The following is a 14,017-nucleotide window of genomic DNA, read 5'->3' on the forward strand; positions in this document are numbered from 1 at the left end:
TTCTGCTGAATACTGCTTCACACGATCTCTCTTGCCCGTCCCCGGTTGGTATTTACTTCATCAGGTGACGCGACAACTATTCTGACACCGGGGGGAAACGTGCCGAGGAAGCGCTTGGGGGATATGTCGGTAACACGGATTACTTGCGAATGAATCTCCGCGAGGTTCTGACCATGGCCCGGCAGAACGATTCGACAGGTCGTAGTCTGACAGATGCTTGAGTACCTTGGACCCGCGAATCCGGAGCTGCATTACTTCCACCTGCGTGCGACACGCAACGCAAAACAGCCATATGCAGCAAAGCGGACCAGCACGAAAGCAACTTGATCGCGTGCCAGGAAAGCCTGTAAATCGGTTTCTGCGGCCTTTGGTGAGCTCAACTTCGCATCCACGATCCGCTCATCCACCGAATAAGCCCGCAACACGAAGCCGGCGCCCAGATAGGGCTGCTCGCCATCGAGCGGCAGCGTGTCGAGGCGCGCTGCAGGCTGTGAGGACGCCGAGACGAAGACCGGCCCGTATTCCCTGTACGGCCCCGCGACGGTGAACGGGCAATAACTGGCCAGCAGGATCGCTTCGCCGGGCAGGGCGCGGCGCAGGCAGTCGCGCAGCGGTTCGCCGCCCCGGGCGACGTGGCGCTCCACGGGCTGGCCCTGGTCGTCGGCGCCGGCGCGCACGCGCGCGAGAAAGGCGTCCGCCAGCGGGACGATCCGGATCGGGAAAAGGGAAGACGAGGGCGTGGTCATGGCGGCGTCGCGGTGAAAGTGGAGACGCCGGGATCTTCGCGCAAACCCGCCGGGTTCGCGCTTCGTTTCTTGCTGTCGAATCGTTTCAGCGCGCCTGGGTGACGTGCGCCTCGCGCAGCGGCCGCCATCCCAGCCGCGTCTCGATGGCGCGCCGATAAAGGGTATCGATGTGGGCCGGCGTGCGGCGGATGTAGTCCTCGGCCGCCGCGCGCCGTTCGCCGGTGCAGCTGTCCAGCCATGTCACGACCTCGTCGGCCGTCGGCACCCGCCCATTCTGGCCATCGAATTTCGGCGGCACGGCGGTCCACACCGCCGCGTCGATGCGCCTGGCGCGCAGCCAGGCCGCAATACGGGGATCCTCCTGCGCGCCATCGACCGCCGGGATGCTGCCGATCCATTCGGGCCGTTCAAGCGTGATCTTCTCGCGCTCGCGCACCATGGCGCGGGCTTCGTCGAGATCGTCGGTGGCGAGATAGGCCCAGTAGGTCGGCGCCAGGCGCGCGCTCTCGCACAGCACCAGCGCCAGCTCGGGGCTGTCGTCGCTCTGGCGCACGAATTCGAGGGGAAGCGGTGGGCCGCCGGGATGCCAGCTTGATGCCAGCTTGAGACCCTGGGGCTTCCACAGCAGCGAGCCCCAGGCGATACAGACAATGTTCATGGACAGTGGTCTGGTAATCAAAACCCCAGTCTAGCCGCGCATGCGAAAACGGCGAGCACGGCTATCAGCGCGCGCTGTCACGACGTACTGACGCGCCCTCTCGCGAGAAGACAATGCACCTCAGGAGTTTGCCTGAGCTCGCTGATCAAACATCCTGTCATATTTGATAGTGTCTTCCGGCATGCGAGGGCGATAAGGTCCCAGGGGGAAGCATTCACGAAACAGCCGGTGCGGTCGTGGCCTGGCACCGGACAGATGCACCCTCTGCGGGCGGGTCCACGGTGGCGCCGGGCGCCGGGGGGGGGCGGCGAATGCCGTACCAATTGCAGGCAAGTCCGCGACGCCAGCCTGCGACACCAGCCTGCGATACCGGACAACCTCGCGGATATCACGATTGAACAACAATTACCGTCATCCTCCATTGACTACCGAGCACCCTACTACCGCCGCGCAAGCCTGCACCGCATGAACGTCATCGAACTGGTCGGGGTCGACAAACGGCTGGGACAGCGCAACGTATTACGTCAACTCTCTCTGCAGGTCCCTGCCGGGAGCGTGTTCGCTTTCCTGGGTAATAATGGGGCAGGCAAATCGACCACGATTCGTATTCTGACCGGGCTCCTGGCAGCTGACAGCGGCTCGGTGCGCATTCTCGGTCGCGCCATCGATGTGGAGCGCTCGGCTGTGTTGCGCGATGTCGGCTGCATGGTCGACTCGCCTGCGCTCTATCCCAACCTGACGGCGAAAGAATTTCTCGAGATTGGGCGCCGCATCAAGGGCTTGCCCCGTACCGAAAGCGCGCGCGTACTCGAGGTCGTCAGCCTTGCTGCCAGCGCTGGCGAGCGCATCGCCGGCTATTCGCTTGGCATGCGCCAACGACTGGCGCTGGCCCATGCGATGCTCGGCCAACCGCGCCTGCTGATATTGGACGAGCCAGGCAACGGCCTGGATCCGCAAGGCATGCGGGATATCCGAAAATTGCTGGCCAGTCTACCTGCGCAAACCGGCTGCACGGTGTTCCTGTCCAGCCACCAGCTCGACGAGGTGGAAAAAATCGCCACGCATGTGGCCGTGCTGCACGGGGGCCAGGTGGTTCACCAGGGATCGGTGCGACAACTCGCGGCAAGCCAGACCGGAAGCCTGACGCTGGAAGTGGGCGACAGCCCCGGTGCCCAGGCTGTGTTGGTCCGTCACGGATATCCGGCGCGCGTCATTGACGCGCGTCGCGTCGATGTGACGCCGATCGACGCCCATGACAGCGCGAAGCTGAACGCAGTCCTGGTCAGGGAAGGGATCACGCTGTACCAGTCCGTATTCCATAGACCGACGCTGGAGCACTGGTTTCATGAATTGACCTTCGAGAAAGATGCTAGCGATGCTCTTGACGTTGTTCCGGCTTGAAATACTCAAGGCGCGCCGATCGCTGGCGCTGATGGTCATGCTGGCCTGCCCGCTGATGGTCGTGCTGCTCAATACCGGCATGCTGTTGCGTCAAGCCGGGTGGGACGGTATCAGTCCCGCCGCCTGGAGCAGCTTCTGGATGGGCAACCGGGCATTGTGGTGCTACTTCATGTTGCCGCTTTATCTGGCGCTGTGCACGGCCCTCGTCAACGGCGCCGAACACCGCCAGCATGGTTGGCGTCTGATGCTCACGCTGCCGGTCAGCGCGCGCCAGCTGTACGTGGCCAAGCTGCTCCTGGCGCTGGCGATGCTGGCGATCGCCCATTGTTCCTTGCTGCTGCTGGCAACCGGTGCAGCCGCGCTGCTATCGGATGGCAATGTACTGGTCCAGCCCGCATGGTCGATGGCCGGCGCCCTCCTGGCGGCGTTGCTGGCCAGCCTGCCGATACTCGTCCTCCAGCATTCCCTGAGCTGGGCAAGCCAGAACATCGTCTTGCCGCTGGCGGTGGGCGTGTGCGCCACGATGGGCATCATCCAGCTCGGCAGTTCCGAATACTGGCGCCTCTTCCCGTGGAGTTATCCCATCATGGCGTCTAACGGCGGCGACCTGGAATTACGCGACACGGCGCTGACATTCGGCCTCTCCGGCGGCGTCGCCTTGTTTGCGCTGAGTGTCTGGTGGGCCGGGCGACGGCGCCAGCCCGCCTGATACCGGCAGAGACCATCAGGCCCCGTGCCGAGCGCACGCTGCAGTTCGATACGACATCGACCGTACCTCTCCCGCGCTATTCGTCCCTTGCTTCCTTGGCCGCCACCGCGCCGAACAGGCGGTCCTTGGCCGACAGCAGCTTCTGCACCTTGGAACCCATTTTCATGAGCTGCGACATCGACTCGGGCGACAGGCGCTGCAGGTCGTCGAACCAGTTATTGGCCAGGTCGACCAGCTCGTGCATCTCGCGCATGCGCTCCTGGGCGAACTGGTCTTCGGGTGTATTGGCGTTGGCCATCAGCGATTCGCGCAGCACCGACAGGGTCGGGGCCACTTCACGCCGGCGCCGTTCGGCCGCGACCACGCGGAAGATTTCCCAGACGTCGCCGAGCGAGGTGAAATACTCGCGCCGGTCGCCGGGAATGCGCGACAGGCGCACCAGGCCCCAGGACTGCAATTCCTTGAGGCCGATGCTGACGTTGGAGCGCGAGATGCCGAGCTTCTCGCCGATGTCGTCGGCGTGCAATTGTTCTTCGGTGACGAAGAGCAGGGCATAGATCTGCCCCACCGTGCGGTTGATGCCCCAGCGGCTGCCCATCTCACCGAAGTGACTCACGAATGTTTGGACGAGTGGCGTCATGGTTGAGAACTTTTCGATGCTTTTGAAAGGTGGATTATCCCACGGTCCCACGACACGCACACGGACTGCCTTCACCATCGTGGTGCAGGAGGCTGTCAACACATGAGTAATTCCCGACAAAGTCACTCTCCTTTCCAGACAAACTTGAAGTTTCAGTGCATAATTTCACTAACTTCTGAAAATTCAGAATGTTTAGAAAGTTTGGCGTAAGTCAGAAATAACGTAGATCAAGGCATCTGCTTCACCGCAGGACTGAACACCATGAACGCGCAACGCAACCGCTCCATCATCCTCTGGCTCGCCGCCCTGGCGATGCTGTGGGGCATGCTTGCACCGTCCCTTGCATCGAACCTGACGACCCATCAGGGCAAGACCTGGATCGATGTCTGCCTGTCGGTCGGCGCCAGGCTGGTGGCGCTCGACCTCGATACCGCCGGTGCCGCCGGCGACGAGGCCGTCCACCCCGGCATGCATTGCCCGGCATGCCTGTCGCAGGATGACCTGGCCATCATTGCCCATCCTCCGGGCAGCCTGGTGCTGCTGGACGCCCCGCTCGGACGCATCCTGCACCCCCACGGGCCGGCGCTGCGGCCTGCTTCGGCCTTCCTCAGCGACCACCGCAGCAGGGCGCCGCCACTGGCCGCCTGACCCGGTTTCACCGCGCGGCCAGCCGCCGCACCCCTCAATCGTCTGGAGAACCACCATGCTTCGCCGTCAAGGCCGTGGCCCGGCCACGCTCGTCCCATCCACCCGCAGCGCCACCTTCGTGATGAGCGCGGCGGCGCTGCTGTGGATTCCACAGGCGGCCCTGCTGGCCCATGCCGTGCAGCAGCTGGCCCATGGCGCCGGCCTGGCGGACATGCTGGCGCCGGCCTGCGGCTTCCTGGCACTGGGCGTGCTGCGCGCCAGCAGCGAAGCCTGGGGCGCGCGCCGCCTGTTCGCGGCTTCGCGCCGGCACCTGGCCACATTGCGCAGCAAGGCGGCGCAGGCCCTGGCGTCGCGCTCGCCGCTCGACCGCGAACGCCTGGCCAGCGGCCGCGCCGCCAGCGCACTGGCCGAGCAGGCCGAGGCCGTGCTGCCCTGGCTGGTGCGCTACCAGCCGGCGCGCATGCGCACGATGCTGGCGCCGCCCGCGATCGCGCTCGTCGTCCTCTATTTCTCGTGGACCGCCGCCCTGATCCTGGTGCTGGCCGCGCCCCTGATCCCGGTCTTCATGGCCGTCATCGGCTGGCGCGCCAAGGCCGCCAGCGAAGCGCAGCTGCAAGTCATCGGCGGCATGAGTGGCTTCCTGCTCGACCGCCTGCGCGGCCTGTCGACGCTGCGCGCGCTTCGAGCAGTGGACGCCACCGCGCAGCGCGTGCGTGATACCGCCGAAAGCGTGCGCGCCAGCACCATGCGCGTGCTGCGCATCGCCTTCCTGTCTTCCACCGCGCTGGAACTGTTCTCGGCGCTGGGCGTGGCGCTGGTCGCCGTCTATGTCGGCTTTCACTTGCTGGGCGAGATCGGTCCCGGAAGCTGGGGCGTGCGCCTCTCCCTGGCCGAAGGCCTGTTCATCCTGCTGCTGGCGCCCGCCTTCTTCGAGCCGCTGCGCGAACTGGCGGCCGTGTGGCACGACAAGGCCTCGGGCGAGGCGGCGCTGAAGGAACTCGAGCAGCTGCAGCACGCCGGCCTGGCGCTGCCAGGTGCGCTGGCGCCGCAGTGCAAGCTGCGCGCCGGCCGCGCATCGGTCGCGCCGTCGGTCGCGCCGTCGGTCGATATTGAAGGTCTGGTATTCCAGCATCCCGGCGAAGCGCCGCTGTTCGATGGCGAGGACCTGTACGTCCGCGCCGGCGAGCACGTGGCCCTGGTCGGCCCCAGCGGCAGCGGCAAGACCACGCTGCTGTCGGTCATCGCCGGCCTTGCGCCCGCCAATGGCGGCGCGGTGCGCATCGGCGGCGTGCAACTCGATGCGCAGTCGGCGGCCGACCTGCGCGCCCGCATGGCCTGGATCGGCCAGAAGCCGCACGTGTTTTCGGGCTCGGTGCGCGCCAATGTCTCGCTCGAGCGCGACGGCATCGACAGCGAGGCCGTCGGCGCCGCCGTGCGCCGCGCCGGCCTGGGCCACGTGGGTCATGCCACACCGGGCGACAGCCTGGGCGAGGGCGGTCTCGGCCTGTCGGGCGGCGAGCTGGTGCGCCTGGCGCTGGCGCGCGCGGTGTGCGCGCCGCATGCCGGCCTGCTGCTGGCCGACGAACCCACCGCCCACCTCGACCGCGACACCGCCGCCGGCGTGATCGACGCGCTGGTAACGCTGGCCCAGGGCCGCACCCTGATCGTCGCCACCCACGACCTGGCCCTGGCCGCGCGCATGAAGCGCGTGGTGCGCATCGGCGAACCCTTCACCAAACGGAGCGCGGCATGAAACCTCGTCACGACCTGCAACCGGTCCTTGCCCTGTTCCTGAAAACGGGCGGGCGCCGCCTGGCGCTGGGCGCCTTCCTGTCTACCCTGGTGGTGCTGGCCGGGATGGCGCTGCTGGGCACCTCGGGCTGGTTCATCACCGCCACCGCGCTGGCCGGCCTGGCGGGCGGCATGGTCATGTTCAATGTCTTCGTGCCGAGCGCCGCGATCCGCCTGCTGGCGCTGGGCCGCACCTTCGGCCGCTACGCCGAGCGCATGGTGACCCACGACGCCACCCTGGGCGTGCTGGCCGCGCTGCGCGAACGGCTGTTTCGCGGCTGGGCCGGCCCGCAGGCGGCGCGCGCCTTGCTGCGCCGTCCTGCGCGCCTGCTGTTCCGGCTGACCGGCGACATCGACGCGCTCGAATCGATCTATCTGCGCCTGGTCGTGCCGGCCATCGCCGCCCTCGGCGCGGCGCTGCTGGCCGGCGTGGTGCTGGCCAACCTCGACTGGCGCCTCGGGCTGGCGATGTTCGCCTGGCTGCTGGCCTTCGGCTGGGGTGTGGCTGCCCTTGTCGCGCGTCTTGCCCGTCCACTGGCGCTGCGCCGGGCGCGCGCGCTGGAACGGCTGCGGGCCCAGGCGATCGACCTGGTCGCCGGCCAGACCGATCTGGCCATGGCCGGCCGCCTGCCGGCCCAGTGCGCGCGCCTGGCGCAGGTCGACGACAGGCTGGCGCGCGCCGACGCTGCGCTGCACCGGCTCGAGACCGGCGCCGGCTGGACCTATGCGGTCGGCGGCCACCTGACCGTGGCGGCGACCTTGCTGGCAGTGGCTGCGCTCGCGCAGCACCAGGCCTTGAGCGCACCGGCGGCGGCGCTGGTCTTGCTGATCGCGCTGGCCGCGCTGGAACCGTTCGCCGCGATGCGCCGCGGCGCCATCGAGGCCGGCCGCAGCTGGCTGGCGGCGCGCCGCGTCGGTCCCCGGCTGCGACAGGAAGCCGATGACGCCATCGCCGTCGGCGCGCCGGGCGACGACGAAGCGCTGCTGCTGTGCGACGCCAGCGTCGTGCATCCGGGCCGCGAGGGCGCAGCGCTGCACGAGGTCAGCCTGCGCATCGCGCGCGGCGACCGGGTTGCCGTGGTCGGCGCCAGCGGCGCCGGCAAGTCGACCTTGCTGGGCCTCGTCGCCGGCGAACTGGCGCCGTGCGCCGGGCAGGTGAGGGCGCTCCCCGCCACCTGGCTGACCCAGCGCACCGAACTGTTCCAGGACAGCCTGCGCGACAACCTGCGCCTGGCCGATCCGCAGGCGGGCGACGAGCAATTGTGGGACGCGCTGCGCGCCGCCGGGCTCGAGGTCGACGTGCGCATGCTGGCGCGCGGCCTGGACACGCCGCTGGGCGAGGGCGGCCTGGGCCTGTCGGGCGGGCAGTCGCGGCGCCTGGCGCTGGCGCGGCTGCTGCTGCGCCGGGCCGATTTCTGGCTGCTGGACGAGCCGACCGAGGCGCTCGACGCCGCCACCGCCGCCGACGTGCTGGCGCGCCTGGCGCGTCATGCGCACGGCCGCACCGTGCTGCTGGCCACCCATCTGCGGCGCGAGGCCGCGCTTGCCGATCGGCTGCTGGTGATGCGGGAAGGGCGCCTGGTCGCCGACCACCGGCGCGGGACACGAGGATTCGACGCAGCGCTGCTGGCGCTGCGCCACGACTAAACACCATTGATTCACTAATAAGAAAGGATTCACCATGGATCTCGACGTCGTCGGGCTCTCCCGACTACAGTTCGCCCTCACGGCGCTGTACCACTTTTTGTTCGTACCCCTGACACTGGGGCTGTCGATGGTCATCGCCATCATGGAAACCGTGTACGTGATGACCGGCCGCCCGATCTGGCGCCAGATGACCAAGTTCTGGGGCGTGCTGTTCGGGATTAACTTCGCCATCGGCGTGTCCACCGGCCTGGTGATGGAGTTCCAGTTCGGGATGAACTGGAGCTATTACAGCCACTACGTCGGCGACGTGTTCGGCGCGCCGCTGGCCATCGAAGGCCTGATGGCGTTCTTCCTCGAAGCGACCTTCGTCGGCCTGTTCTTCTTCGGGTGGGACCGCCTGTCGAAGGTGCAGCACCTGGTCGTGACCTGGCTGACCGCCATCGGCACCAACTTCTCGGCGCTGTGGATCCTGATCGCCAACGGCTGGATGCAGAACCCGGTCGGCGCGTCGCTCAATCCGCAGACCATGCGCATGGAGGTGACGGATTTCGGCGCGGTGCTGGCCAATCCGGTGGCGCAGGCCAAGTTCGTGCACACGGTGTCGGCCGGCTACGTGGTCGCCGCGCTGTTCGTGCTCGGCGTATCGAGCTGGTACCTGCTCAAGGGCCGTCATGCCGAGCTGGCCAAGCGCTCGATGACGGTGGCCGCCTCGTTCGGCCTGGCCGCCTCGCTGTCGGTGGTGGTGCTGGGCGACGAAAGCGGCTACCTGGCCACCGAGCACCAGCACATGAAGCTGGCCGCGATCGAAGCCATGTGGGACACCCAGCCGGCGCCGGCCGCCTTCACCGCGGTGGGCTTCCCGGATCAGGCGGCGCGCGAGACCCATTACGCGATCCACATCCCCTGGGTCATGGGCCTGATCGGCACCCGTTCGATCTCCAGCGAGATCCCGGGCATCAACGACCTGGTCAAGCTGGCCGAGGTGCGCGTGCGCCAGGGCATCCTGGCCTATGACGCGCTGGAGCAGATCCGCGCGCTCGGCGGCAAGGGCCCGGTGCCGGCCGAGCTGCAGGCGAAGTTCGAAGAGAACAGCAAGGTGCTGGGCTATGCGCTGCTGCTCAAGCGCTACGTCGACGATCCGCGCCAGGCCACCGAGGCGCAGATCAGGCAGGCCGCCAACGACACCGTGCCGCAAGTGGCGCCGCTGTTCTGGTCGTTCCGCGTGATGGTCGGTCTCGGCATCTATTTCATCGTGCTCACTGCCGTGTTCTTCTGGCTATCGGCGCGGCGCCGCCTGGACGCGTATCCATGGCTGCTGAAGGTGGCCGTGTGGTCGATCCCGCTGCCGTGGATCGCCGCCGAAGCCGGCTGGATCGTGGCCGAACTGGGCCGCCAGCCGTGGGCCGTCGAAGGCGTGCTGCCGACCGCGGTCGCGGTGTCGAACATCGGCATCCAGACCGTGCTGGCCACCTTGCTCGGCTTCGTGGTGCTGTATTCGATCCTGATCGTGGTCGAGATGAAGCTGATGCTCAAGGCGATCAGGAAAGGCCCCGAGCTCGAGACCGAACACGCCCCGGGCAGCCACAGCCCCCTGGTCGGCGCCACGCCGGCGATGCGCACTGCGCCAATGATCACTGCGGAGTAAAAACATGATTCTTCACATGCTTCTGGACTACGACACCCTGCGTGTCATCTGGTGGGTGCTGCTGGGCGTCCTGCTGCTCGCCTTCGCCGTGACCGACGGCTTCGACCTCGGCACCGGCGCCCTGCTGCCTTTCGTGGCCAGGACCGACCTCGAACGGCGCGTCGTCATCAACACCGTCGGCCCCGTGTGGGAAGGCAACCAGGTCTGGCTGGTGCTGGGCGGCGGCGCCATCTTCGCCGCCTGGCCGCAGCTGTACGCGGTCTCGTTCTCGGGCTTCTATCTCGCCATGGCGGCCGTGCTGCTGGCGCTGATCCTGCGTCCGGTCGGCTTCAAGTACCGCAGCAAGCGAGACAGCACCCAATGGCGCGCGGCCTGGGACTGGGCCCTGTTCGTCGGCGGCTTCGTGCCGGCGCTGATCTTCGGCGTCGCCATGGGCAATGTGCTGCAGGGCGTGCCGTTCCGTATCGAACCCGACATGCAGATTTTCTATGAAGGCGGCTTCTTCGGCCTGCTCAACCCGTTCGCGCTGCTGTGCGGCCTGGTGTCGGTGGCGATGCTGGTGATGCATGGCGCGGCCTGGCTGGTGCTCAAGACCGATGGCCTGGTGGCCAGCCGCTCGCGCGCCTGGGGCATCCGCGCGGCGCTCGCCACCGTGGTGCTGTACGCCATGGCCGGCGTGCTGCTGTGGAACGTGGTCGACGGCTACCGCGTCACGGGCGAGCTGGTGACGACCGGTCCATCGAACCCGCTGTTCAAGACCGTGCAGGCGGATGTCGCCGGCGCCTGGTTCGCCAACTATGCGGCCCATCCGTGGACCCAGCTGGCCCCAGGCGCCGGCATCGTCGGCGCGCTGCTGACCTACCTGGCGCTGCTCAAGCGCAAGGAAGGCGTGGCGATGCTGACCTCGAGCCTGTCGATCGCCGGCATCGTGCTGAGCGTGGGCGCCTCGATGTTCCCCTTCATCCTGCCGTCGTCGATCCAGCCGCAGGCCAGCCTGACGGTGTGGGATTCGTCGTCGAGCCACCTGACCCTGTTCATCATGCTGGTCTCTACCTGCATCTTCCTGCCGCTGATCATCGCCTACACCAGCTGGGTCTACAAGGTCCTGTGGGGCAAGGTGAATCCGACCGAGATCCGCGATGGCAAGGGCCACGCCTACTAATCGAAGAAAGAAAGGAAACCGATCATGTGGTATTTCGCCTGGTTGTTGGGACTGCCGCTGGCAGCGGCGTTCGGCGTGCTGAACGCGATGTGGTATGAACTGATGGACGATGCCGCCAGGCAGAAGAATCCGTCGGTGCTGCCGGTTGCCGAGCCGGTGCAGGAGGCATTGCGCAAGCGCGCCTGACGGACGGCGCGCGCCGGGGCCTGTGAAGGCCCAGGCGCGCGCTTCTCGCCACCGATTGTCATCACCTTGTCAAAGTCTTTCGACAGTATTCGAACCGTGGCTACAGCATCGATGCGCTGGCCCTTGAATCGAAAGAGTACTGTTCGCATGCAAACCAATCTCGCCATCGCGGCGCTTGCCGCGCTCGCCCAGGAATCGCGCTTCGCCGCCTTCCGCCTGCTGGTGCAGGCCGGTCCCCAGGGCCAGTCCGCCAGCAATATCGCCGCCGCCCTCGAAATGCCGGCCTCGTCATTGTCTTTCCATTTGAAGGAGCTGACCCATGCGGGCCTGGTGTCGCCGCGCCAGCAGGGCCGCTACATCATCTATGCGGCGCGCCTGGAGACCCTGCAGCGCTTGATGGAGTTCCTCGCGTCCACTTGCGGCAGCGCTGGCGTGCAGTCGATGCAGGAGCGCCTGGCCCCGGTATGATGGCTTCGAGCCAATCATGAGGAAAGCCAATGACGCCATACCGCGTGCAACTCAGTCGCAAGAAAGGCTGGCGCATGCCGCCGAACACGATTTCGGTGGCGCGTCCGGGCCGCTGGGGCAATCCATTTTCGGTGCTGCCCGATGTGGCGCCGGGCACGCCGGTCGGGCGCTACGTGGCGATGCCCACGGTGGAACAGGCGGTGGCGGCCTACCGCCGCTGGCTGAGCGACGATCCTGACGGCCGCCAGCTGGCGCAAGAGGCGCAGAGCATCCTGCGCGGACACAACCTGGCTTGCTGGTGCCGGCTCGACGGGCCATGCCACGCGCAGGTGTTACTTGAATTGGTCAACGACTAGCCGCGTCGGCAGCGTAGCTGCCAACCCTACTGGACTGATTGTGCGGCGTTATTTCGCGGCGGTCACGTTGCCGATGCCCGACACCGAACGGCTGACCGATTGCGGTTTGCCGTAGTAAGTGAGGTTGCCCAGGCCCTGCACGCTGGCGTTGAGCCGGTTCTTGGCATGCACCGACACTTCGCCGATGCCGCGGAACGTCACGTCGGCATCCTGGGCCACCAGGTCCTTGGCCACCACTTCGCCCACGCCCTCGGCGTTCAGGCGCAGGTGGCCTACGCGGCCGTTCATCTGCAGGCTGCCGGCGCCGCGGTAGTTGACGTCGAAGTGTTCGCCACGAACGTTATTCAGGACCATCAGGCCGGCGCCTTCGCCGCGGAAGCTGGCGAGCTCGGGCATGGTGACGACGACCCGCTCGCCGTCCTTGATATTGATGTTGTTCGTGTTCTTGTCCTCGAAGCCCAGGCGCAGCTCGCCGTTCACGACTTCGGTCGTGACGCGCTCGATGAATTTCTGGTTGCCTTCGACCCGTACCGAATGGGCCTTGCCCACCTCGACCACCAGGCTGACCGGGCCACGCGCATCGATGGTCTTGAACGGCGTGACGTTGCGCACCTGCTCGGCGGCCTGGGCCGACAGGGAAGCAAGGGTGAGAAGGGCGGCGATGGCTGCGCGTTTCATGGTGGTCTCCGGTAAGTTGATGAGGCCATTCTAGGGAGCGCGTCTTTACCTGGCGCGCCCCGTGCGATGGACTGCACAAAACCGTGCCTGAACTGCACGAGGGTCGGAACCAAGCGGAATCAATGCTTCGTCGCCAGGAACTCGCCCTTGCCGACCGGGACCAGGCTGGTGCTCCAGCCGGACGCGCAGCGCAGCGCCTGCATGAACGGCGCCAGTTCCTGGGCGTGCGACGTGGCGTTGTCGACCACTATCAGCCCGCCCGGACGCAGGATGCGTTCGATCTGCGGCAGCCAGCCGAGGTAGGCGCTGCGTTCGGAATCCAGGAAAATCAAGTCGAACGATTCGTCGGCGCTGCTGGCCAGGAAGTCGGCGGCCTGGCCTTCGACCTGCACGATGCGATCCTGTAAACACGCGCGCGCAAAATTCTCGCGCGCCATAGCGACCTTGTCGGCCGACAGCTCGACCGTCGTGACGCTGCCGTTGATGCCTTGCGCGGCGTCGGCCAGCCACAAGGTGGAATAACCGTTCGAGGTGCCGATCTCGAGGACGCGGCGGGCGCCCATGGCGCGCACCAGCACGGCCAGGAATTCGCCGGTGTCGTGGGTGATGTTGAGCAGGCGGCGCGCACGGTTGGCGGGGGCCGCGTCATGATTGACGCCGAGGGTTTCGAGCTCTTTCAGCAGGGCTTTGAGTGAGGTAGGCAACATTGTTCTCCTTTTGACACGAGAAATCGATCCGCACGATTGCGTGGATGCTAATCTTGTCGAAGAGATAAGGCTATAATCTTTTCGTCCATCAGCAAGCCACTATCATGCACATCTCAACCGTTACACTACCTGAAATGAAGCTCGCCGGGCTGCCTGTCGCAGGGCCCGCCTCGGTTCTGGAAACGGAGTTGCCAGCAATCTGGAAATCCTTCCTCGCCCGCGAGGGGGAACTGGGCAAGACCGATGGCCTGCACTATGGCGTCCGCATGCCGCAATATGGCGGCGTGAAACTCGAGTGCATCGCCGTCGAAGTCGCAGACCTGAACAACCTCCCTCCCGGCATGATCGGCATCCGCATCCCGGAACGCCGCTACGCCCTGATGACCCATCGCGGGCCCATGGTGCACGCCCAGGCCAGCACCGTCACCGGCATCGCGACCATGGAACAGCTGGGCATGGAAGAAGACGAGGACGGCATCCGCCTGGAGCGCTACGACCGCCGCTATACGCCGACGGTCGACGACGATGCGCGTCCAGACAATGCGTACGACATCCTGGTTCCGTTATACGGCTGA

General features: G+C 66.6%; 16 protein-coding genes. 11 read left to right on the forward strand and 5 right to left on the reverse strand.

The features are described 5' to 3' along the window. Positions 1–251: 251 nt before the first annotated feature. Together ABIB42_RS21585 and ABIB42_RS21590 are read right to left on the reverse strand one after the other, a co-directional pair. Positions 252–746 carry a DUF1203 domain-containing protein gene (locus ABIB42_RS21585; protein WP_005663222.1) on the reverse strand — a complete coding sequence of 165 codons (495 nt, stop codon included), beginning with the start codon at positions 744–746 and terminating at the stop codon, positions 252–254. 85 nt (positions 747–831) lie between these two features. Further along, entirely contained in the window at positions 832–1,404 is a 573-nt protein-coding gene (locus ABIB42_RS21590) for a hypothetical protein (RefSeq protein ID WP_219862269.1), read from the reverse strand. Positions 1,405–1,869: 465 nt separating this feature from the next. Here ABIB42_RS21590 and ABIB42_RS21595 point away from each other — a divergent pair, with 465 nt between their 5' ends. After that, positions 1,870–2,805 (forward strand): ABC transporter ATP-binding protein, encoded by a 936-nt coding sequence (locus tag ABIB42_RS21595; RefSeq protein ID WP_005663220.1) that lies wholly within the window; start codon positions 1,870–1,872, stop codon positions 2,803–2,805. Further along, the gene (locus tag ABIB42_RS21600; RefSeq protein ID WP_005663218.1) at positions 2,771–3,514 is read left to right on the forward strand and encodes an ABC transporter permease; all 744 of its coding nucleotides are present in this window, start codon (positions 2,771–2,773) and stop codon (positions 3,512–3,514) included. Before ABIB42_RS21595 ends, ABIB42_RS21600 begins: the two co-directional genes overlap by 35 nt. A gap of 76 nt (positions 3,515–3,590) precedes the next feature. Here ABIB42_RS21600 and ABIB42_RS21605 read toward each other — a convergent pair whose 3' ends face one another. After that, entirely contained in the window at positions 3,591–4,154 is a 564-nt protein-coding gene (locus tag ABIB42_RS21605; protein WP_429248974.1) for a GbsR/MarR family transcriptional regulator, read from the reverse strand. Positions 4,155–4,415: 261 nt separating this feature from the next. On the opposite strand from ABIB42_RS21605, the gene ABIB42_RS21610 reads away from it, so the two are divergent. The 8 genes from ABIB42_RS21610 (at position 4,416) to ABIB42_RS21645 (ending at position 12,057) form a co-directional block, all read left to right on the forward strand. Then, a complete protein-coding gene (locus tag ABIB42_RS21610) occupies positions 4,416–4,802 on the forward strand; it encodes a DUF2946 domain-containing protein (protein ID WP_429248975.1) in 387 nt (128 codons plus the stop codon). A gap of 55 nt (positions 4,803–4,857) precedes the next feature. Continuing rightward, a complete protein-coding gene (gene cydD, locus ABIB42_RS21615) occupies positions 4,858–6,555 on the forward strand; it encodes a thiol reductant ABC exporter subunit CydD (protein ID WP_429248976.1) in 1,698 nt (565 codons plus the stop codon). Continuing rightward, complete coding sequence (locus tag ABIB42_RS21620) at positions 6,552–8,240, forward strand: amino acid ABC transporter ATP-binding/permease protein (RefSeq protein ID WP_429248977.1); 1,689 nt, start codon at positions 6,552–6,554, stop codon at positions 8,238–8,240. Before cydD ends, ABIB42_RS21620 begins: the two co-directional genes overlap by 4 nt. A gap of 34 nt (positions 8,241–8,274) precedes the next feature. Continuing rightward, positions 8,275–9,885, forward strand: a complete 1,611-nt coding sequence (locus ABIB42_RS21625) for a cytochrome ubiquinol oxidase subunit I (RefSeq protein ID WP_005663208.1) — start codon at positions 8,275–8,277, stop codon at positions 9,883–9,885. A 4-nt stretch (positions 9,886–9,889) separates the two neighbouring features. Further along, positions 9,890–11,047: a cytochrome d ubiquinol oxidase subunit II gene (gene cydB / locus ABIB42_RS21630; protein WP_273162946.1), complete on the forward strand. Its 1,158-nt coding sequence runs from the start codon at positions 9,890–9,892 to the stop codon at positions 11,045–11,047. A 24-nt stretch (positions 11,048–11,071) separates the two neighbouring features. Continuing rightward, the gene (gene cydX, locus ABIB42_RS21635) at positions 11,072–11,233 is read left to right on the forward strand and encodes a cytochrome bd-I oxidase subunit CydX (protein ID WP_005663204.1); all 162 of its coding nucleotides are present in this window, start codon (positions 11,072–11,074) and stop codon (positions 11,231–11,233) included. 147 nt (positions 11,234–11,380) lie between these two features. Beyond that, positions 11,381–11,701: an ArsR/SmtB family transcription factor gene (locus ABIB42_RS21640; RefSeq protein ID WP_005663203.1), complete on the forward strand. Its 321-nt coding sequence runs from the start codon at positions 11,381–11,383 to the stop codon at positions 11,699–11,701. Positions 11,702–11,730: 29 nt separating this feature from the next. Continuing rightward, complete coding sequence (locus tag ABIB42_RS21645; RefSeq protein ID WP_005663202.1) at positions 11,731–12,057, forward strand: DUF4326 domain-containing protein; 327 nt, start codon at positions 11,731–11,733, stop codon at positions 12,055–12,057. A 48-nt stretch (positions 12,058–12,105) separates the two neighbouring features. Here the strand turns inward: ABIB42_RS21645 and ABIB42_RS21650 are convergent, their stop codons facing one another. Then, entirely contained in the window at positions 12,106–12,735 is a 630-nt protein-coding gene (locus ABIB42_RS21650) for a head GIN domain-containing protein (RefSeq protein WP_429248978.1), read from the reverse strand. A 119-nt stretch (positions 12,736–12,854) separates the two neighbouring features. Beyond that, complete coding sequence (locus ABIB42_RS21655; protein WP_005663197.1) at positions 12,855–13,442, reverse strand: O-methyltransferase; 588 nt, start codon at positions 13,440–13,442, stop codon at positions 12,855–12,857. A 104-nt stretch (positions 13,443–13,546) separates the two neighbouring features. Here ABIB42_RS21655 and ABIB42_RS21660 point away from each other — a divergent pair, with 104 nt between their 5' ends. Beyond that, on the forward strand, positions 13,547–14,017 hold the full coding sequence (locus ABIB42_RS21660; RefSeq protein WP_005663193.1) for a GyrI-like domain-containing protein: 471 nt from the start codon (positions 13,547–13,549) through the stop codon (positions 14,015–14,017).

The sequence above is a fragment of the Massilia sp. UYP32 genome (genome assembly GCF_050434365.1).
Taxonomy (GTDB): Bacteria; Pseudomonadota; Gammaproteobacteria; order Burkholderiales; family Burkholderiaceae_D; genus Telluria; species Telluria timonae.